At 35.4% G+C, this 20,817-nt stretch carries 23 protein-coding genes; 13 read left to right on the top strand and 10 right to left on the bottom strand.

Annotated elements, in window-relative coordinates:
* Positions 1-289: 289 nt before the first annotated feature.
* Positions 290-1,144: an AraC family transcriptional regulator gene (locus tag HNS40_RS15285; RefSeq protein WP_172282373.1), complete on the bottom strand. Its 855-nt coding sequence runs from the start codon at positions 1,142-1,144 to the stop codon at positions 290-292.
* Between the two features lie 262 nt (positions 1,145-1,406).
* On the opposite strand from HNS40_RS15285, the gene HNS40_RS15280 reads away from it, so the two are divergent.
* From HNS40_RS15280 to HNS40_RS15255, 6 genes are all read left to right on the top strand, one after another.
* The gene (locus HNS40_RS15280) at positions 1,407-1,703 is read left to right on the top strand and encodes a putative quinol monooxygenase (RefSeq protein WP_172282371.1); all 297 of its coding nucleotides are present in this window, start codon (positions 1,407-1,409) and stop codon (positions 1,701-1,703) included.
* Positions 1,704-1,729: 26 nt separating this feature from the next.
* A complete protein-coding gene (locus HNS40_RS15275; RefSeq protein ID WP_172282369.1) occupies positions 1,730-2,593 on the top strand; it encodes a DUF4437 domain-containing protein in 864 nt (287 codons plus the stop codon).
* 21 nt (positions 2,594-2,614) lie between these two features.
* Positions 2,615-3,274 carry a peroxidase-related enzyme gene (locus HNS40_RS15270; RefSeq protein ID WP_172282367.1) on the top strand — a complete coding sequence of 220 codons (660 nt, stop codon included), beginning with the start codon at positions 2,615-2,617 and terminating at the stop codon, positions 3,272-3,274.
* A 31-nt stretch (positions 3,275-3,305) separates the two neighbouring features.
* The gene (gene nfsB / locus HNS40_RS15265) at positions 3,306-3,968 is read left to right on the top strand and encodes an oxygen-insensitive NAD(P)H nitroreductase (protein WP_172282365.1); all 663 of its coding nucleotides are present in this window, start codon (positions 3,306-3,308) and stop codon (positions 3,966-3,968) included.
* Positions 3,969-4,057: 89 nt separating this feature from the next.
* Positions 4,058-4,855: an SDR family NAD(P)-dependent oxidoreductase gene (locus HNS40_RS15260; protein ID WP_172282363.1), complete on the top strand. Its 798-nt coding sequence runs from the start codon at positions 4,058-4,060 to the stop codon at positions 4,853-4,855.
* Positions 4,856-5,094: 239 nt separating this feature from the next.
* Positions 5,095-5,970: a radical SAM protein gene (locus tag HNS40_RS15255; protein ID WP_172282361.1), complete on the top strand. Its 876-nt coding sequence runs from the start codon at positions 5,095-5,097 to the stop codon at positions 5,968-5,970.
* A 76-nt stretch (positions 5,971-6,046) separates the two neighbouring features.
* Here the strand turns inward: HNS40_RS15255 and HNS40_RS15250 are convergent, their stop codons facing one another.
* The 4 genes from HNS40_RS15250 to HNS40_RS15235 all read right to left on the bottom strand — a co-directional run bounded on the left by HNS40_RS15250 (position 6,047) and on the right by HNS40_RS15235 (position 8,729).
* Complete coding sequence (locus tag HNS40_RS15250) at positions 6,047-6,238, bottom strand: cold-shock protein (protein ID WP_172282358.1); 192 nt, start codon at positions 6,236-6,238, stop codon at positions 6,047-6,049.
* Positions 6,239-6,605: 367 nt separating this feature from the next.
* Positions 6,606-7,304: a type 1 glutamine amidotransferase gene (locus tag HNS40_RS15245; RefSeq protein ID WP_172282356.1), complete on the bottom strand. Its 699-nt coding sequence runs from the start codon at positions 7,302-7,304 to the stop codon at positions 6,606-6,608.
* Between the two features lie 52 nt (positions 7,305-7,356).
* Positions 7,357-8,436 carry an MFS transporter gene (locus HNS40_RS15240; protein ID WP_172282354.1) on the bottom strand — a complete coding sequence of 360 codons (1,080 nt, stop codon included), beginning with the start codon at positions 8,434-8,436 and terminating at the stop codon, positions 7,357-7,359.
* Complete coding sequence (locus tag HNS40_RS15235) at positions 8,325-8,729, bottom strand: hypothetical protein (RefSeq protein WP_172282352.1); 405 nt, start codon at positions 8,727-8,729, stop codon at positions 8,325-8,327. The genes HNS40_RS15240 and HNS40_RS15235 overlap by 112 nt, the downstream gene beginning before the upstream one ends.
* 163 nt (positions 8,730-8,892) lie before the next feature.
* On the opposite strand from HNS40_RS15235, the gene panD reads away from it, so the two are divergent.
* From panD to rfaE2, 3 genes are read left to right on the top strand one after another with little or no spacing between them, the layout of a single operon-like run.
* Positions 8,893-9,243 (top strand): aspartate 1-decarboxylase, encoded by a 351-nt coding sequence (panD, locus tag HNS40_RS15230; RefSeq protein WP_172282350.1) that lies wholly within the window; start codon positions 8,893-8,895, stop codon positions 9,241-9,243.
* Positions 9,244-9,280: 37 nt separating this feature from the next.
* Complete coding sequence (locus HNS40_RS15225; protein ID WP_172282348.1) at positions 9,281-10,279, top strand: lysylphosphatidylglycerol synthase transmembrane domain-containing protein; 999 nt, start codon at positions 9,281-9,283, stop codon at positions 10,277-10,279.
* Entirely contained in the window at positions 10,251-10,748 is a 498-nt protein-coding gene (gene rfaE2 / locus HNS40_RS15220; protein ID WP_172282346.1) for a D-glycero-beta-D-manno-heptose 1-phosphate adenylyltransferase, read from the top strand. Before HNS40_RS15225 ends, rfaE2 begins: the two co-directional genes overlap by 29 nt.
* A gap of 27 nt (positions 10,749-10,775) precedes the next feature.
* Here rfaE2 and HNS40_RS15215 read toward each other — a convergent pair whose 3' ends face one another.
* Positions 10,776-11,324, bottom strand: a complete 549-nt coding sequence (locus HNS40_RS15215; protein ID WP_216663637.1) for a GNAT family N-acetyltransferase — start codon at positions 11,322-11,324, stop codon at positions 10,776-10,778.
* 2 nt (positions 11,325-11,326) lie between these two features.
* Positions 11,327-11,947, bottom strand: a complete 621-nt coding sequence (locus HNS40_RS15210; protein ID WP_172282342.1) for an aminodeoxychorismate/anthranilate synthase component II — start codon at positions 11,945-11,947, stop codon at positions 11,327-11,329.
* A gap of 93 nt (positions 11,948-12,040) precedes the next feature.
* On the opposite strand from HNS40_RS15210, the gene HNS40_RS15205 reads away from it, so the two are divergent.
* Positions 12,041-13,036, top strand: a complete 996-nt coding sequence (locus tag HNS40_RS15205) for an aminodeoxychorismate synthase component I (protein ID WP_172282340.1) — start codon at positions 12,041-12,043, stop codon at positions 13,034-13,036.
* A 485-nt stretch (positions 13,037-13,521) separates the two neighbouring features.
* Positions 13,522-13,917: a hypothetical protein gene (locus HNS40_RS15200; RefSeq protein ID WP_172282338.1), complete on the top strand. Its 396-nt coding sequence runs from the start codon at positions 13,522-13,524 to the stop codon at positions 13,915-13,917.
* Between the two features lie 83 nt (positions 13,918-14,000).
* On the opposite strand, the gene HNS40_RS15195 is transcribed toward HNS40_RS15200, so the two are convergent.
* The gene (locus HNS40_RS15195; RefSeq protein ID WP_172282336.1) at positions 14,001-16,013 is read right to left on the bottom strand and encodes a trehalase family glycosidase; all 2,013 of its coding nucleotides are present in this window, start codon (positions 16,011-16,013) and stop codon (positions 14,001-14,003) included.
* 134 nt (positions 16,014-16,147) lie between these two features.
* Here HNS40_RS15195 and HNS40_RS15190 point away from each other — a divergent pair, with 134 nt between their 5' ends.
* Positions 16,148-16,642, top strand: coding sequence for a hypothetical protein (locus tag HNS40_RS15190; RefSeq protein WP_172282334.1), 495 nt, complete (start codon positions 16,148-16,150; stop codon positions 16,640-16,642).
* A gap of 6 nt (positions 16,643-16,648) precedes the next feature.
* Here HNS40_RS15190 and HNS40_RS15185 read toward each other — a convergent pair whose 3' ends face one another.
* Positions 16,649-18,580, bottom strand: a complete 1,932-nt coding sequence (locus HNS40_RS15185; RefSeq protein ID WP_172282332.1) for a M1 family aminopeptidase — start codon at positions 18,578-18,580, stop codon at positions 16,649-16,651.
* A 179-nt stretch (positions 18,581-18,759) separates the two neighbouring features.
* Here HNS40_RS15185 and HNS40_RS15180 point away from each other — a divergent pair, with 179 nt between their 5' ends.
* Complete coding sequence (locus HNS40_RS15180) at positions 18,760-19,254, top strand: DUF4149 domain-containing protein (RefSeq protein WP_172282330.1); 495 nt, start codon at positions 18,760-18,762, stop codon at positions 19,252-19,254.
* 229 nt (positions 19,255-19,483) lie between these two features.
* Here the strand turns inward: HNS40_RS15180 and HNS40_RS15175 are convergent, their stop codons facing one another.
* The gene (locus HNS40_RS15175; RefSeq protein ID WP_172282328.1) at positions 19,484-20,812 is read right to left on the bottom strand and encodes a trehalase family glycosidase; all 1,329 of its coding nucleotides are present in this window, start codon (positions 20,810-20,812) and stop codon (positions 19,484-19,486) included.
* Positions 20,813-20,817 lie beyond the last annotated feature (5 nt).

Raw genomic sequence — 20,817 nt, 5'->3', positions numbered from 1 at the left:
GCTATAATAATAGCTTCTCATTGATAAAAAAAACCGCGGCAAATATAATCTTTTTGTCATAAGAGTGTCACAATTCTAAAAACAATTCCATAACACGTATATGATTGATATACTATTATATACATGCAATTATATTCTCATATATTTAGGTTCAGAGCAAAATGAAACAAAACATACTGTGTGTTATGGTTCTCTAGACACAAATTACATTCAATACCATCTGGTTATGAAACTAAATCCTTCCTATAAGAATCCATAAAAATGGTATTCAAAACAAGAAAACACAATACTATGCCCGACAAAGTTGAGTGCCATTTTTAAATTCTTTTACAGTAACTCCATTGGCTTTTTTAAAGGAACGTGCCAAATGACTACTGTCGGTGAAGTTCAGCTGATAGGCAATTTCTTTTAGGCTGAGGTCGGTATGCAAGACTTTGGTCTCTACTATTCTGAGCTTCGACTTTAGAATATACTCTGCCAAACTCATTCCTGCTTTTTTCTTGAAATACTCCGAGAAATAAGACTTGGACACCCCAAACTTCTCCGCCAATATTGGAATACGAAGTTTTTCACTATCAATAATATGGGTATTAACATATCGTAAGACCTCCCCAAAACGATTGTCTTTTTCATTGCCCTGATCCACATATTTTTTTTCTATGCTTCGAGCCAATATATTTAAAATAGAAGCCACCGTGCCCGCAATAATCGATTCAGAATAAGAATCGGCTACCTGATATTCTTGATATATGGATTTGATATTATTAATAATAAACTGTCTTTCGCCATCAGAAGAAATAATATCACCAGGTACCTTATTATAATTAGCTAGTATATAAGCTATCTTATCAAACCAAGCATTATAATCTGTAAGTCCATGGTCCTTTAAAAAATAATGATCGGTAAACCGAATAAAATAAAACCTCGTTGGTTCTGCTAACTTAAAAGAATGACAATCGAGAGGAGGGAGTAAGAAAACATTCCCTTCTTTAAACTCAAACTCATGCTGATTGATACATTGAAAACCTGAGCCTTTCTCCACATATACTATTTCAAAAAAGTTATGCTGATGTGGTCTTTTTCCCCAAGAAGACATTTCTTCGATATGAATTTCAAAAATATGATGCACGGACTCTCTTTTCATTGTATTAATATTGGTTATATTGTGCAAATATAGGTATATTGAAATATATAAATCACATAAAACACCGAAAAACCATATATTTTATCTAATAAACCAATATATATACCATTTATACCCCTATCCTTACAATAATTAGACAATATGGATTCCCTAATTTTGCCACATCAATAATGAAAAAGAATATGGAGTCTTAGGATTAGGAAAACAAATGAACTCCATTAAAAAAGCTTAAATCATTAATCACTTAAAAAAATACAATAACATGAACAATCAAAAGCTAACCATCATAGCTAGAATAACAGCTAAAGAAGAGAAAAGAGATTTAGTAAAAACAGAATTACTAAAGCTAATAGATATTACTAGAGCAGAAGAAGGATGTATTAATTATGACTTACATCAAGATCAAAAAAACCCGAATCTCTTTCTATTCCATGAGAACTGGGAAACCAGAGCATTATGGCAGGTCCATATGAATAATCAACATCTAGCTGATTATTTAAAAGCCACCGAAGGCGCGGTAGAGGAATTTATTGTTCATGAGATGAGCCATATCGCGTAATCTATAATCATTAAATACAAATCAAGATGAAGCATTTTAATATACTTATACTAGCTATCCTGCTTGCTACTTTTACTCAAAATTATGCTCAGCTTCCAACTGGAACAAAAGAAAATAATGAAGTCATACTGGCTTCTGAAGTAGAGTGGACTTATTTAAATCCAGCTCGTGGAGATAAAGCCCCAATGGCAGGAACTCTTTGGGGAGATCGCAATGGAACTGAAGCTACGGGCTTTCTTTTGAAACCATCAGATGGTTTTAAATCTCCTCCACATATCCATAATGTTTCCTACCGTGGTATCGTTATTAATGGTTTCATTCATAATGACGACCCAAATGCTGAAAACATGTGGCTTCCAAGCGGCTCTTTTTGGACACAGCCCAAAGGCGAAATTCATATAACAGCAGCAAAAGGGGCTAATACTTTCGCATATATTGAAATTGAAGAAGGTCCTTATCTGGTACATTCTACAGAAGATGCATTTCATACTGAAGAAACAGCTCTCAATTTAGATGAATCGAATATGGTTTGGTTAGATGCATCAGATATGGTATGGATTGAGCAAAAAAGCTCCTCTAGTTTCGACAAACCTGTACAAATCGCAATGCTTTGGGGAGAAACAAAACAAGAAAAACTAAATGGAAGTTTAATCAAATTACCAGCAGGTTTTAAAGGTGAAATCCAAAGTGAAAGCAATAATTTCCGAGCTGTAGTCATTCAAGGACCAATTGATTACCTAGAACCTGGAACATCAGATCTACAAATTTTAGATGCTGGTAGCTATTTTAGTTCTAATGGAAGCTCAAATCATCAGCTTGCTTCTCCTAAAGATAAAGAGAGTTTAATATATGTTCGAAGCACTGGAAAATACAAAGTTGTTTTAGATTAATAATCATAAATAAAAAGGAAGATGAAGAAATTAATATTTATAAGTTTGAGTGCCCTACTATTGTTATTTAATCACTCAGCATTTGCTCAGAACCCAAATAATATAGAGCAACCAGACAAAAACATCAGCAGATTCCCCATTCCCACAGTAAATGATTTACCAGAGGATATTAAAGAAACGATGTTAAAAGTTCAAGAAGCCAGAGGATTTGTTCCCAATGTACTGTTCGCCTTGGCGCATCGACCCGAAGAATTCCGAGCTTTTATTAAATACAATAATGCGATCATGAAAAAAGAAAGCGGTTTAAGCCCTGCTGAAAAGGAAATGATCATTATCGCAACATCAAACGCAAATGGCTGCATGTATTGCGTGATGTCTCATGGGGCCAGCCTACGAGTCATTAGCAAACAGCCTACCCTATCCGATCAAATTGCAGTAAACTATCGTGAAGCCGATATCAGCCCACGTCAAAAAGCCATGATCAATTTTGCCATGAAAGTATCTAATGATTCAAAAAGCATTAATCATAATGACTTTGAAACCTTACATCAGCATGGATTTTCTGATGAAGATATCTGGGATATCAATGCCATCATCGCTTTTTATGGACTTTCAAATCGAATGATGAATTTTGCTAAAGTCCGCCCTGATGAAGAGTTTTATATGATGGGTCGTAAATAATAAATCAATTAAATATTTAAAACATACAAAAATGAATTTAAAAGAAATTTTAAACTGGCGCTATTCCACCAAAGAATTTGATTCTAATAAAAAAATCTCTACCGAGGATTTTGAGCAAGTGAAGACGCTATTACAAATGAGTCCATCGAGTACCAATATACAACCTTGGCATTTTGTAATTGCCAGTACTGAAGAAGGGAAAGAACGTATTGCCAAAGGAACTCAAGGTTTTTATCAGTTTAACGAGCCTAAAGTAAAAGATGCTTCTCATGTGATTGTATTCTGTTCCAGAACCGATGCCGATGAAAAGTATATGCAACATCTACTAGACACTGAGGACAAAGATGGACGTTTCCCCAATGAGGAAATCAAACAAATGACCAACGGAGGACGTAATATCTTTGCCAATATGCATCGCTACGATTTTAAGGATCTACAACATTGGATGGAAAAACAAGTCTATTTGAATATCGGAAACCTACTTTTAGGTGTGGCTACTTTAGGTATTGATGCCCTACCGATGGAAGGTGTAGATTTAAAAGTAATTGATGAAGAGTTTAGCCTACGTGAAAAAGGATTTACTGCTGTTGCCGTAGTTTCTTTAGGATATAGAACCGAAACCGATTTTAATACTACTGATAAAACACCAAAATCAAGATTATCTCAGGAGGAAATTTTTACTCTTTTAAAGTAATTGTATAATTATAGCATAAAAAAATGGCTAGCACGGATTTAAAAATCCGTGCAATTTTACCTTTTAATTTATTCTTAATTAAAGAAAACATGAAAAATATTTTTATCACTGGCGCCACAGATGGCATAGGAAAACTACTAGCTTTTAAACTAGCTCAAGAAGGTCATACCTTGCTTTTACATGGTAGAAGTGCCCAAAAACTTACAACACTTAGCACTGAAATAAAAGCCAAAACCAATAATACCAACTTATTGGAGTTTGTTGCCGATTTCTCTGATTTATCTTCGCTACGAAATATGGTCGAGCAGATAAAAAATAAAGTCAGCAAAATCGATATTCTCATTAATAATGCTGGAGTTTTTAAAAGCCCTATCGCAAAAAATGAGGAGGGCTTCGATTTGAGATTTGTAGTGAATTATCTCGCTCCCTACCTACTCACCAAGGAATTGATTCCTCTATTAGAGAAAGGGACCGAAGCACGTATCATCAACCTAAGTTCAGCCGCTCAAGCTCCAGTTTCTTTAGAAGCTTTAAAAGGCCACACAAGTATCTCAGTAAACGAGGCCTATGCACAGAGTAAATTAGCCCTTACCATGTGGAGCATGCGCTTGGCAAAAGAACAAAAAGCCATCAGCGTCATAGCTGTAAACCCAGGCTCTTTACTCAATACCAAAATGGCCAATGAAGCTTATGGGCAATATTGGTCACCTGCAGAAAAAGGCACAGATATCTTATATGATCTTGCCCTTTCGGAGGAGCATAAAGGCCTTACGGGTAAATACTACGATAATGACAATGCCATGTTTGCTCAAGCACATCCCGTTGCTTATGATGAAGCGGCTATTACGAGCTTAATTAGCGAGACGGAGAAACTGATTCAGGAGTAATTTCAAAGGTGTTCATCCTATAATCATGCTGGCTTAACACAAACTACATAAAGCCTTAAAGAACTGAATTTCTTCGCCATAAAGAGCATCTATTTTTCAATCAGTATCATTTACGAAAGTAAATACCTTAATTTGATCTTGAATAAGAATAATATGCCTCTGAAATGCTAATTATCATTCAATTCTGCACAATAATTATAATATTCAAGTATCACCATTAAATAAAAATCAATTTAAAAATGAAATATACAGGACCAATATACCGCCCACCTTACGAAGCCAACACCCTTTTGCTTCAGGTTACTGTAGGATGTGCACATAATAAATGTACTTTTTGTACCATGTACCGCGATGTTCAATTTTCCATGGAAAAACTGGACCAAATAGAAAGAGATTTACAAGAAGCAAAACAGCAGCACCCAAATGTAAGGAGAGTATTTTTAGTAAATGGTGATGCTTTTGTTTTGTCTGCTAGAAGACTCAAACCCATTGCTGAATTAATCCATAAATACTTGCCCAAAGTAGAAACCATTACCATGTACGCCTCTGTCAGCAATATCAAAGGAAAAACAAACGTAGAATTACAAGAATTAAGAGATTTGAGAATTAATGACCTTTGGGTAGGTGCAGAAACAGGACATGCTGAGACCTTAAAATATCTCAATAAAGGAGCTTCTCTAGAGGATTCACAAGAGCAATTAAAAAGACTAAATAAAGCAGGAATCGATTTTTTCTTTGGATTTATGTTTGGAGCTGCTGGCAGTGGAAAAGGTATGGAAAATGCCATAGCTACAGCAAAACTCATTAACGAAACCAAGCCCATAGGAATAGTTCCTACTACCTTAGGAGCTAATGGTGGTAGTCCACTTGCTCATGATATAGAGAAAGGAGTTTATCAGCTTGCAACAGAACTCGAAGTACTAGAAGAACAGAAAAAACTCATTGATTTAATTGAAATAGAAACTGAATATCTAGGTATTCATGGCATTAATACAGTGCCTTTTGATTCTTTGCTACCCAGAGATAAAGAAAAATCAATACAAAGAGTAGATGCAATGATTGAAAGACTCGACCATAATTATTTAAATAGTATTCCGGAGCGACATTCCATATAATTAAACAGAAAATCCAGAGAAATAAAAAAGCCTGTCATGATTGACAGGCTTTTTTTAATATGCTTAAAGGGGTAGATTAAACTACTCTAACTTTAACTGCGTTCATTCCTTTTGGACCTTCTTCTACATCGTAGCTTACTTTGTCACCTTCATTTATTTCATCAATTAGGCCATTAACATGTACAAATACATCTTTTTCACCTGATTCAGGAGTAATAAACCCAAATCCTTTAGAATTATTGAAAAACTTTACTGTTCCGTTACTCATCTTATTTTTTTTATATGAACTGCAAATGTAGGCTATTATTATGACTGTACATAATGACGTTTTAATTATACATAAATATTGGTTTAAATGCACTTCATATAGATATTTCTTCCAGTACTTAATTTTGAAACGTGTTTGTTATTATCCAAATTGTTTTGCGAGTATTGACTGCTCATAGCCTAAATTAGTAGTCGGGGATTGTGAACCTACAAGGCACATCAAAGTTCTACTACGTTAGGATCTTTACATACTACTGTTATAGAAAATCCCATCACTATTACTTGCTTTCTTTACCAGTAACAATAATAAATAAATTTTATATCAACTCTTTTCAGGACTTGTTATGCCTTTTAGATACTCAGATTCTTCATAAACCTACCTTCATGAAGAAATTAAAGATAACTAATTTAGAATTAAAACTTGGTTCTCCTCTCAGAATTTCATCCACATCAACTCCAAGTTTCACCAAGTTTTTACGATCTGATCTAAAAAATGCGTTTCCTTTTTCCAAATCAAATTCTGGATGAAACTGTGTTCCTAAAACACAAGATTCATAATTGATATATGCTTGAATATGTGTATGTCCATTGGTGGCCAAAAGCTCCGACCAAATGGGAAGCTCCACAACTTCATCGAAATGGTGTTGCCAAACATCCTCTTCTCCTTTTACTCCTAATAGACTCGCCGCAGAATCTAGAAAATAAACTTTTTCCCAACCTGCTTCAAAACCTTTAGAAGCTGGACGAATTGCATGCCTACCCACCATAGCCAATGCCAAAAGTTGATGACCATAACAGATACCCATCTGCCAAATTTTCATTTCGGATGCCTTTTGGACTAAAGCCACAGCATTCTCAGTAAATGGGGAAACATCATTTATAGAAAGTGTAGAACCAGAATGGATGATATGAGTAAAACTCATCTCTTCCCAATTCTCCGGAAAAGAATCCTCTGTTTGAATATGGAAAGTTTGAGTTTCTATGTTTTCTTCAAAACAGCTTTCTATTAAAGGTGTTTCAAATTGATCAATAGAATAATCGAGGATTAAAATTTTAGGACTTTTCATTTTTTTCGGTTCAATATTTTGCAAAACTCAGAATATGGAAGCTGCAAAGCTATTATTTTTTATTCAATGCCAAATCAACTCCAAAACCTTTTCTTTTATCTTCTACTTTCAATAAAACAGCAAAGAATAAACCCAATAAACCAAGGCCTGCAAACATGAGCATAGTAGGAGTATAGTTAAGGGTTTCTGGATTTCCAGGATTGGTATAATCCAATATAAGTCCAGAAAGTATTGGGAAGGCAAATAGTCCCAAATTCTGAATGGAATACATCAATCCATAAGCCGTTCCTATTTGTTTCTCGTCAACCAATCTCACCATAGTGGGCCACATGGCTGCCGGAACTAAAGAGAATGAAATCCCTAATAATATCATGGGAAAATGAGGCGCAAAATCGGTGAAAGCAAAATTTAGATGAATGAGTACAAGGAGTGAGGCTCCAAAAATCATTGCGGTAGCAGCTTTTCCATATCTATCAATTAAAAAGCCAAAAGCAGGAGTAAAAATCAGGGTACCAAGAGGCAATAATGAGGTGATCTCTCCACTTTCAATACTGGATAAACCAAATTTATTAAGAAATAAATCGGGAGCAAAAGCTAAAAACGGAAATACTGCTGAGTAAAAAGTGACACATATTAGTGCAATATAGATAAAGGCAGGATTGGTCAATATTTTGCCTATATCAGACATTTTAAACCCTTCCTTAGATTCTTTTACCTGAGCACTTTGGACTTCCTTATCATACCTAGTATCAAGCAGCATATAAACCATAAAGGCTAATAATCCCGCCAAAACAAGAACGGCAGCAAACCAAATGGCGGTACTTAAATGGGCTCCACCATCAGAAATACGTGGAGATAATTGCAAAGCTGCGAATGTTCCTAGACGACCAAAACCTACTTTCAATCCAAAGGCCAGGGCTAAATCTTTACCTTTAAACCATTTCACTAATATCTTACTGATCACTACAATACTAGTTTCGGCACCCAAGCCATAGAAGAATCGGCCCAATAACATCATTTTTAATTCGGGAGAATAGTTTGGAAGAATAGAAGAGAAAAGACCATGAGTAAATCCACCCTCTCTATAATAATCGGAAGCACCGTAGGCGGTAAGCATGGCACCAAAAGCCATAAAGAAGATAAGATGAATCCCGTTCTTCTAATTCCGAGTTTATCTAAAACCACACCTCCAATCACTGCCATCAATAGGAAAGTATTGGGAATGGAATAGAAGGAAACAAATAAACCATAATGCGTATTGCTATAGCCAAACTCTGACATCAACTGATCTTTAAGTGTAGAAAAGGCATCGTAGAAATAATAATTAGCCGAGAGTATAAAACCCACTAGGATTAAAATTCCCCAACGCATTCCAGGAGATTCACTAATCTTTCTTTTAAATTCCTCCATTTGTTTTTTTAGCAAAAATAGACTTTTTATATTCTCTCTGAGGAGGCTATTCAAGAGAATACAGAGTCCATTTAGAACTATAGTTTTTGTTAAAAGCTTCTTACTATTTAATTTTCAGGCATATACAATTTACACATGGTGTTGAATACAAATAAAAATTTTGTAATTTTGCGCCACTATGCGTATAGATGTTTTAAAATCGAAAATTCACAGCGTTGGCATCACACAGGCCAACCTCAATTACATTGGTAGTATTACCATTGACGAAAATATGATGGATGCTGTAAACCTCATCGAAAATGAGAGAGTACACATTTATAATATCACCAATGGTAATCGTTTAGATACTTATGTGATAAAAGGTGAAAGAGGAAGTGGTATTATTGGTATCAATGGTGCTGCAGCCCGTTTGGTGGCCGTTAATGATAAAATTATTATTGTTTCCTATGCCAGTATGGAATTTGAAGAAGCAAAAAAACATCAGCCTCTTATCATTTTCCCCGATGATAACAATAAAATCCCCCACTAGTTTGAAAGATAAGCTTTTCTCAATATTTAAATATCTAATGTTTCTAGTATTGGGTATTGTCCTTTTATATCTTGCATTTCGCAATATAAATATAGAGGATATTTGGTCAGAGTTAAAAAAAGCCGATTATTCTTGGTTGATTTATTCCATGTTTTTAGCCTTGGCGAGTCATTTTTTTAGAGCCTTAAGATGGAATCAATTGATTAATTCTGTAGGCTATCAAACTAAAGCTAGTACAACTTTTTATGCAGTAATGACTGGTTATTTAGCCAACCTTGCTTTACCTAGAATGGGAGAAGTCTCGCGTTGTGTAGTTTTGAGTAAGAAAGACAATATTCCCTTCAACACCTTATTTGGTACGGTAATCACAGAAAGAGTATTCGATATGATTGTTTTGCTTCTTATCATTGCGGGAATCGTATTGTTTCAAATTAATTTAATTGGTGGTTTTATTAATAAAGTCATCATTAGCCCTATGATGGGAAGCTACGCTGGAGATTTGAATGCTATTCTTATTCTAAGTGGGATTATTATTATTATCATAGGAGTTGGGGTATTGATATTTAGAAAGTTACGACCATATTTTAAAACGACTATGCTGTATAGTAAGATAGAAGCTTTCTTAAACGGAATATGGTCAGGGATGAAAAGTATTGCCAAATTAGAAAATAAAATGATATTTCTATTCAATACTTTTATGATTTGGTTGCTTTACTTAGGAATGATCATATTACCTTTTTATTCTTTCGAAGAAACCTCACTATTAAATATTATTGATGGGTTCACTGTACTAGCTATCGGAAGCCTAGGAATAGTGGCTCCAACTCCTGGAGGAATTGGTTCTTACCATTTCATTGTTACTGAATTATTCACTCAATTATACGATATTCCTTCCTATGCTGCTGCTGCCTATGCTACGGCAAATCATGCAGCACAAACCCTCATTATTTTATTGGCTGGTGGAGTGAGCTATGTTTTATTACTTTTGAATAAAAGAAAACCACTTAATGATTTACCTAAGCAAAATAAGAAATAAAATCATCCAAGACCAGAAACAACTGGAGAAGGTTATAGAAAAATGGGCTAGTGAGAACAAGAAAATTGTTTTTACCAATGGTTGTTTTGATATCATTCATCGTGGGCATATTGAGTATTTGTCAAAGGCTGCAGATTATGGCGATGTATTAGTCATTGGTTTAAATACAGATGATTCGGTAAGTAGAATAAAAGGGCCACATCGTCCTATTCAGGATGAGGTTGGACGAGCCCATATAATGGCTGCATTAGAGTTTGTGGACTTAGTCATTTACTTTAACGAAGATACTCCCTACGATTTAATCAAACAAGTACAACCCGATGTATTAGTCAAAGGCGCCGATTATAATGCTGAAGATATAGTGGGTTATGATATTGTAATGGCAAAAGGTGGTCAAGTAAAAACCTTAGAATTCCTTCCTGGCCATTCTACATCTGCCATTGAAGCCAAAATTAAATTGGCGGATTAAGTGTTGAAAACTTATCGATTTGCATTATTATTTCTGCTCGAAATGGAGCTGTTTAGTTAATCCATAAATCACATCATCCACCCATTCTTCTCTCAAGAAAAAGCTTTTCCTATAATGGGCTTCTTTCTTAAAGCCTAACTTTTCTATCATGGCAATAGAGGCTAAATTCCGAGGATCTACCGATGCTTTTATCTTTTGTTTATCAACTTTGTTAAACAGATAATTTATTACCCCTTTTAGTGCTTCTGTAGCATATCCTTTACCATGATAGTCTTGAGCAATGGTAGCACCCAATTCAACTGCGTCATTCTCCAAAAAGTGCATTCCAAGATCACCAATCAACTTATTTGACTCTTTTAAAACTATTGCCAACTGAAACCAAGTACCTAATCGATTGAATTCTTTCGCAATTTTATGCTCAATAAAATCATTAACCTCCTCCAGCTTTTCAGGAATCCATCCTTGATATTGATTGGTTTGTGCATCAGATCTATACATAAAAATCGCTGAAGTATCCGATGATTCAATTTCTCGAAGGAGGAGTCTAGAACTATGGATTTCTATTCTCTTATGCATCATTATTGATTTAACCAATTCCAGAGCATCTCTTTACCCAAGGGCGTCATAATGCTTTCTGGATGAAATTGAACTCCTTTCACATCGTAAGTTTTATGTCTTAAGGCCATAATGACTCCTTTTTCACTTAGGGCGACTAATTCTAGATCTTCTGGGAAATCATTTTTATTGACGGCCCAGCTGTGATAAAGTCCTACCTCAAAAATTTTGGGGATGTTTTCAAAGATACCATCCTCTATAAGTAAATCTACTTTTCGTTTGATACCATGTATAGGTTGATCGAAATTAAAAAGAGAACCTCCAAAAGTTTCGGCAATAGCATGATGACCTAAACATACTCCTAAAATAGATTTATATGCCGCATATTCTTTTATTAATTGGGGCATGATACCTGCATCTGAAGGTAATCCAGGACCAGGAGAAAGCAAAATCTTGTCATAGTCTAGCACTTCTTCTAGTTTAATCTTATCATTTTTAATAACATCAAAATCCCACCCTTGGTGTTGCTCAACCAATTGTACCAAATTATAGGTAAAGGAATCATAATTATCTAATATCAAAAGTTTCTTCACCGAGCATTTATTTATTTGCAATATTAGGAAATATATAGACCTATCATGCATTAAAAGACTGAGAAAAGATAAATAAGAATCAGCTTTTTCATAAGTTATTTGAATATCTTCGCAGCTGAATAGTGTAGGGCAAAATTAATGAGGATGAAGCTTTATAGTAAAGAAAAAGCAATATTGCAGATGAATGAATGGGGTAGAAAAAGGAAACCATTTCTTTTTGTATTGTCCTTCGATCATAGAGAAAACATATTGATTGCTAAGGAAGACTTAACTTCTTCTGGTATTCATTTTCAAACTCCCTTGAAATCATTTTTATTTCCAAAAGAAATCGAATTGCCTGAATCCATAGTCTTTGAAAAAAAATGTATTGCCTTTTCTGAGTTTAGTGAATCCTTTAATATTGCAAAATCCCATTTAGACTTTGGCAATACTTATCTGATCAATTTAACTAAGCCTTCAAAGATAAATACCAACTTATCTTTTCAACAGATATTTCAGCATGCTCAGGCCCCATATAAGCTTTGGATTAAAGATAAACTCGTGGTTTTTTCTCCTGAGATTTTTGTAAAGATAGAGGATGGCGAAATTTCATCATACCCCATGAAAGGAACCATAGATGCTGCTATTCCTAATGCTCAGCAGAGCATTTTAGAGGATGAAAAAGAAACAGCGGAACATCACACCATTGTTGATTTGATTAGGAATGATTTGAGTATGGTGAGTAAAAATGTGAGAGTAGAAAAATTCAGATTCCTTACAGAGGTGAAGACTTCCCATAAAAACCTATTACAAGTGAGCAGTGAGATTAGAGGTGATATTGATATTGACTTTTTTGATCAACTAGGCCATCACTTTTTTAAGCTTCTACCTGCCGGAAGTATTTGTGGAGCACCTAAAAAGAAAACATTAGAAGTGATTAGTGAGGCTGAGAACTATGATAGAGGTTTCTATACTGGTGTATTTGGTTATTTCGATGGGAAAAGCTTAGACAGCGCAGTTATGATTCGATACTTGGAACAACAGGATGAACAAGTTGTCTTTAAAAGCGGAGGAGGAATAACAACTTTTAGTCAGTGCAAAAAGGAATATGAGGAGCTAAAAGATAAGGTTTACTTGCCTATTATTAATCAATACCAATAACATTCATAGTCCTCATTTTAAGGCTTTCACATCTAAATTCCCATCTTTTAAAAACAGGGGATCAAGTATAATTCCATTGGCAAATTTCGTAATCAAAAAAAGGCATCAAAAAATGATGCCTTATATTTAAAATAATAAAATCCTGATTAAAATTGCTGAGATTTCTTAAGTCTCTTTTCTGCTTTCTTTTCCTTTGGAGTTTTAGCAGCTTCTTTCTTTACATTCTTCTTTGCATCTTGACTCTTTGCCATAATCGTATGTTTTAAAATTTCCTCAAAAGTAATTAAATACAGGAAACAATAGTATGGATTATTAATTTATATCTTTTAAGACCCTATATAACTCACATCACATCTCTTACTCATCTTCTAAATATGGCTTTCTATAGATGAAAAACATCAAACGGTCGATTATCTTTTTATTCCCTGAGCTCCTGCTTTATATTTGCAATGAAAACAAGAAATAAACATCTAAAAAACAGAAAAATGAAACAATCGAAGAAGAATATATTAAGCGTTTTAGCACTCAGTATTGTATTGTTATTTTCAGGAATCACCTTTGCTCAAGCACCAAAAGGAGATGGGCCGCAAAAACCACCTGTTCCAAATGAGAAACAAGTCAAGAAAATGGTAAATGAGCTTGCTGAAGAGTTGGAATTATCCGACAAACAAGAAACAGAAATTTTGGCTGTTTATCAAAGCCATTTCAATGAGGTAAAAGATAAAACTTCGGGTAAGGAAAAGCCAAAAAAAGAAGAAATGGATGCCCTTAAATCTTCTTTTGAAAAGGAGGTAAAAGCACTTTTGAGTGAAGAGCAACAAAACAAGTTTGAAAATTACATGAAGGAGGGTAAACAAAATAAACCCAAACGAAAGAAATAAGCGAATTTGAATTGATTTTTGTGATGATGGATAGTCAGTGGAATAGTATTCTACTGGCTATTTTTTTTATTCATCATATCATTTTATTCCTCAAGCATCATCAAAATATAATGTGCAGCCGACCAGCTAAAGCTTTCGGACTCTAATCCTTTCCCTGTGATAGGTTGATAATTTTCTCTGATAGAAGCTCCTTTGGTAAAAACCCCATCAGCATTATAAATGAGTTTATGTGTGAGCTCCAAAGCTTCTTCATGAAAACCATAATTCTTAAGCGCCTTAATTCCAAAATAGCTTTGATCGAGCCAAACCGGACCTCGCCAATAGCCACCTTCGGGTTTGAATTTGGCATGAGCCGCACTTAAGGTTTGCAGCGGAACCTTCATATTAAAATAGTCCTCATTCATCATATTTTCTTTTATAGCAGCAGCTTGTGATTCCGTTGCTATAGTAGCCCAAAGTGGAATCCATCCTTCACAACCCATCACTTTTACAAATTCTTTACCATCGATAGAAGTATCGTAAAACCAACCCGTTTGAGGATCGTAGAATTGATTCTGAACTTGTAATTTTAGTAATTCGGCCTGAGCATTTAGCTTATGAGCATCTTCAATAAAACTCAGTTCACGGGCCATTCGAGACAAATAGACTTTCTCAGCATAGAGATAAGCATTTAAATCCACGCTTTCTTGATTAAGAGAATAGGCCGTTTCGGAGTTCTTCAGAATCTCACTGTCGTCAAAACGAACCGCATTATCCATTCCGCTTTCCCATTTGGCAGCTATTAAAGTCCCATCTGTTGAGCCATATTCACATAATCCATCTTGGTCATGATCACGGTTTTTATACCACCACTCATGCTGCTTTTTAAGTTGAGGATACATTTCTTTTAGAAAACTCGAGTCCCCATCTTGCTCATAAACTTTCCAAACGGCCCATGCAGAAAGCGGGGCTTTAGTGTTTCTATAATTGTGCTTTTCTATACTGGTATCTCGATAAATACAATCTACAATAAAACCGGCTTCATCCATATAATCGTATATGGCTTTGATTTGTTCTTTCGCAAGTTCTGGATCATATTTCGCCAATGCTACTGCATGTTTCCAACTGTCCCAAGCCCAAAACCCATGAAACCATTCATAATGATAGCTCGGAAAAAGTCCGCTATGTTTTAACTCCCCAGCTGGAACTCTCCAATTGTTTTGTAGAGTCAAATGAGTTTTAGCGACGAGGTTTTTAAAGGCATCTTTTTGATAAGAAGTATCTAGTTTATCATAGATACATTGCAATTGCTCTTGCTTCTCATTTATTCTGACTTGGAAAACTCCATTCACCTCTTTAACTTGTTCGGCAATTTTCTCATGCTCTACTTTCCAATCATACTCTGGAAATATAAAAGATTGGGACATCACTATTTCAGCAGACTCCCCAGGAGATAATTCTACGCTTTCTAGCATTAAAATAAAAGAGGAATCATTGACCACCCGATGACTGATTTCACTATTCCAGGATTCAATATATCCCTTGGCTTCTGATAAATCGGAGGAGGCTTTTATTATAGAACCTTCCTCCGAAAAACGAAGAGAAGAGAGATAGGTTTCACCAGAGAACATGGCTTGAAAAGCATAATGTCTTTCTCCCATATTGGTGATTTTACTGGTAATGATAGCGGTATGAGCAGATGAGAAGACGAGTTTTTGTTCTATGCTCAATTGCTCGTTTTCATATATCTGCTCTAAATGACTTGGATAGCTTTGCTGCTTGGCCACAAATTTACTCCAATCTAAAACTTGATTGCTTTTTACTTCAAGAAGTGTCAACTGACCCAAAACAGAACTGCTCCAAACTCCATTTTCTTGTGTCATTAGAAATGGCCCAGAAAACCCACCATAATTCTGCGAAACAGTTGGAAAGCCATAAGCAAACCAAGCTCCTTGATCAGAAAATGCCAAATGGTTTCTATCTTTTGCGTCCAGTGGATTGGCTGAATAATCTAAAATATTTTCAGGGTAATAGGTTTCTGACTTTTTCTGTTCTGGTTCGCAAGCCAGTAATAGAATAGAAATTCCTAAAATATAAAGTATCCATTTTGCTTTCATAATAAGACCATTAATTCGAGGGTAAATATAGAAAACATAAGAATCGGATTATCAAACAGAGCACTTTCTTATAAAATTTGCTTATGCACCTAAAAGTATTATATTTGTCATCGCATATATTAAATTTATCAATGATGAAAACATTATCTTATTTTCTATTTATCCTTATTTGCTTGATTCTAATCAATCCTGATCAAATAAAAGCCCAAACAGCTAATGAACCTATTGTTAAAGACTCCTTGAGAGGATTTCCTTTAAAGAAACATGGCGAAGTCTTAACCGTTCCTCAACTAGACCAGATATTTGCTAGTCATCCCGAGGCCAGGCTCGAATTTAAAGCCGCAAGGGGAAACCGCGATATGAGTATGATATTGGGTTATGCTGGCGGTTTCTTAATAGGCTGGCCATTAGGAACGTCCTTAGGAGGAGGAGAACCCAATTGGGCATTAGCCGGAATAGGAGCAGGATTAGTGATTATTGCAATACCACTGGGCTCTGCTTTTAAGAAACGAGCGCTTAATGCAGTAGACATTTACAATAATGATTTACTTGAAACTACGGAAGAAGCTAAAGTTTCTTTTCATCTGGAAAATACCAATTCTGGCATTGGGCTTGTTATGAAGTTTTAAAAAACTCTAATAGACTATTAGCTTTTTAGAATGGTTTATATTGCTGCTTGATATTTTTAAAAGATAAATCCCCTTTTTAAGTCCTTGAACAGAAATACTTGCTGAATTCACTTCTTGATTTTGAACTTCACTTCCATTAAGATCAAAGATAACTAAAGATACCTTTTTACCCCTAAATGATCCGTCCAACTGAATTGTAAAACTTCCTTCGCTGGGATTTGGAAATACCCGGAAAACAAGCTCTTCAAACTCTTGATTTCCCACAATAATATTAGAATCAAAAACCTTAGTACATAATACCCAAGAACCCGGGTCTATTTCCATATCTATGACTTCTTGCTCAAAGTTGAAAGCAAAATGCTGCTCTATTTCATCATTAAAAACGCTGACTATGGTATCGCTACCATCCTCAAATTGAAAGTAAATTTCTAAGGGCATAGTGAATATTTCTCTCCAGCCCAAAAGCCCTTGTGATTGCTGAATGATCACTTCTGTTAGGTTCGTGGAACTCAAATAATTATATCTGTATTTGGGATAGCGCTCATCATAAATCCATTGCTCAAAGAAATAGTCTAAATCTTCTCCGGAGACCTCCTCACATACGCTTTGAAAATCTTCGGTATTGGCCCAGCCATATTTGAAATTATCGTTGGTGGCATATTCGTAGATGACATTGAAGAACATTTCATCACCTAAAACTCCTCGCAGCATGTGTAAAACATAGGCTCCTTTATTATAAATGATGGGACGAAAAACACCACTAAAGGGGTCGCTAATATCATCAATATATAAAGTGCCCGAATTATAAAACTCAAAGTCTATGACATAACTTTGATAGGCTTCGAATCCATCTCTATGTTCAAAATACAAAGCTTCGGCATAGCTGGCAAAACCTTCATTTACCCAGCCATGATGCCAGTTTTCGCAAGTGATATAATCTGCAAACCATTGATGAGCCAACTCATGAACCGATACATCTAACCAATCTTGCGACATATTATTGGTAATGGTATTGGTCTGGTTTTCTATAGCACCATAATAACCCAATTGTGTCATTCCATACTTCTCATCGGAAAAAGGATAGGGTCCAAATATTTCACTAAAAAAAGCCATGGCATCAGGCATCTCACTCACCCCATTTTGGGCATTAGCTAAATGCGATTCAAAAACATAATAATCCAAAGGAAAGCTCATGTCATCCATTTCAAAATCTTGCTGAAAGTGCTCATAATTAGAAATAGCCACCATGATATAATAAGGAATAATGGGATATTTATGCTGCCACTTAAAGGTTCTCATCACTCCATCTGTATACTCATCCACCAGTAAACCATTGGATAAAGCTATCAGTTGTAAATCGTCGATAATGGTATCTTTTACTGTGATATCCATATACAGAGAATCACATTTATCACTGGTTCCATCTTTACAAGGCCACCAAGAATGTGCTAAATATGGAGTGGAAAGACTGGCAATAATAGGTTGGTTTCCATCATGGGTTTCGTATCTCAAACCTTTATATCCTCCGGGCATTTCGGGATGACCAGAATATTGAATACGAAAAGACAGCGTATCACCAGTTTGATAAGTGTTCTCGAGTTGAAGATATAACACATTATCCTCAAAAGTATAATTAGATACTGGAAAAGAGATAGATTCCACATCGAAAGTTTGATCTAAATCCACCATTAGGCTATTCAAATTATCAATATTAGAAGATATCAGGAATTTAACCTCCCCACTTATATAAATAGAATCCACAGCTATTTCCACATCAATATGATAGAAAAGTACATCGTAATTTGGATCTTCCACAGGATACCAATCGGTATTAACATCTTTGATAGGTGTTTCAAATCCATGAGGATTATGACGCTGAAGCTGGGCGGAAGCAATGATATTTAGTACTAAAAAAGAGAGAAAGAAAATTTTCTTCATGGCTTGTGAATTGGTGTATAAAAGTAATGATAAAATATACTTATCAAGGAAAAAGTTTCTTAAACAGAAAAGCTGTTCAAATTCATCTGACAAATATTTCAATTAGTGATTAGAAATTTAAAAATCAGGCTCTATGTAAAGATGAATTTTGTATATTTCAGCCTTAAAAAAACCTGATTATGATAGATCACCCAGTTTTACAAATTATCTTAGATTTTTTCCATTTAATGGCTACCATTGCATGGATAGGTGGAATGTTTTTCAATGTTTTAATTTTGATGCCTACCGTATCAAAAACTCTGGATCCCGTTACTGCTGGAAAGTTTATGGCTGTTCTTTTTAAAAGGGTGAGAGTCTTAGTTTATGTTTCTTTAGCGATTCTCTTTATCACTGGAATCCCCATGAAGATTGCCAGCGAATATTATGTAGCCATTATCAATTTTGATACCTCTTGGGAAACAGTAGGCTTTATTAAGCATGTTTTTGTGGGTCTATTGGCTCTTTTTGCCATTATTAATTTTGAAATCATAAGCCCAAAAGCAGCTAAATTGGCTGTGAATGGACCATCACCAGAGTTGATGTCTTTGAAAGGCAAACAAATGAAACTGGCAGGAATATCCTTCCTTTTTGGAATCATCGTGATCTTCCTTTCAGCTATGATGAATTATTTATAGCATGTTTTCAGATAGCTAAAAAGCCACTATGGACTGAATTATCATAGGTTGTGTTTTACGAATAAAATTCGATATAATAATTACCTAAATATGGTTGGAAGTTAGACGTTGGAAGCCCGAAGCAGATTTACTTCTAGCTTCATACTCCCGACTTCGAACCACAAAATTTGCAGAAACTGAAACACTAAAGGGCATTCTTTTAAAAACGAATGAGATAAATAAATCTGATCTATTTATCAATTTCCAAAAGCATCCACTCGTCATCCACAACACCAGCCAACATATTTTCAACACATAAATTCCAGCTGATAAAACCAACGAACTTACCGTCTTTATCCACGTGATCGGAGGAGGGGGCTAAAGGAGCTCCAGTATCGGCATGATAATTTTCGTGCAGACTTCCCCATTCTTTTAGATCTGTAAGCATGAGTTGACCGAGTGTTTGGGCTTGCCAAGCCAACTCGTTTTCGAAGCCATAATGTTTCAAGCCTACCGAGTAAATATAGTTGGCAATGGGCCAAACAGGACCTTGCCAATTGGAGAAAGGAACAATAATATTTTTGTTATTATAATCCGGATCTTGCTTAGATAAGGTTCTAAAGCCATAAGCTGCTTTCATGTGATCCTCCGAAATAAGATACTTCTCAATCATGGCCCTACCATTTTCTTTCGAAGGAATCTTATGTAGCAAAGGCACAAAGCAAGAATAGCTCACCCTTTTATAGAAATCACCGATCTCTCTATCGATATTATAAAACATCTTATCCTCATCACACCAGAGCTGCTCATTGATGGCTTTCTTTAGTTTTTGAGCTTTAGCCTTAAGCATTTCTGCATCTTCATCATGACCTAATTTCTTTGCTATTAATGCTTGTGCTTCTATTTCTCTTAAGCTAAAAGTACTGGCATCACAAGAAAGGAAAGAGCGATGATCTTCCTTCCAGAAATAATTCATGGCAGGATTATTATCGGCGCCACTTTGCATGGCATTATCCCAATAATATAAACCGTACACCGTATCGAATTGGGTTTGATCTCTATATTCTAAGACCTTCATCAAAGCTTCATAATGCTCTTCAACCCATTTAAAATCATCCATTTTCTGTGAGGCGAGGAAAACACCCTGTGACAGAAAAGGTTTCATGGAGAATTTCCCAAAGATAGGACGGGGGCCTTTTGTGGTGGCACATCCCGAAACATAACCCTCCTCATCTACGCCTTCTATTAAATTCAGAGCCCAATACTTCATATACTCTGGCTGATTCTGACTGATAAAATGATTGCCCATAAAAAAACCATCCCAATCCCACATTTGTTTATAAAAACCCGCTGGAATGAGGTAAGGGTATTTCAAATAACCTTCGGCAGGCATAATCACCTTAGGGCGAAGCTTGGCATATTCTACTTTAATATCCTCGTAGATACTTTCCACTTTCCTCAAGTCTATGACTGTTTTTGCCATTTCTTGGCTTATTTCTTCAGTTTCTTTTTGTTCACAGCATCCCATTAGAATAATGGACAATAGAAGGGCAGCTGAATAATTGATTATGGATTTCATAGATG

It is taken from the genome of Lentimicrobium sp. S6 (genome assembly GCF_013166635.1).
Classification (GTDB): Bacteria; Bacteroidota; Bacteroidia; order Bacteroidales; family UBA12170; genus UBA12170.
Note: the sequence above shows the minus strand (reverse complement) of the source record. Positions and strands in the feature narration are given on the sequence as shown.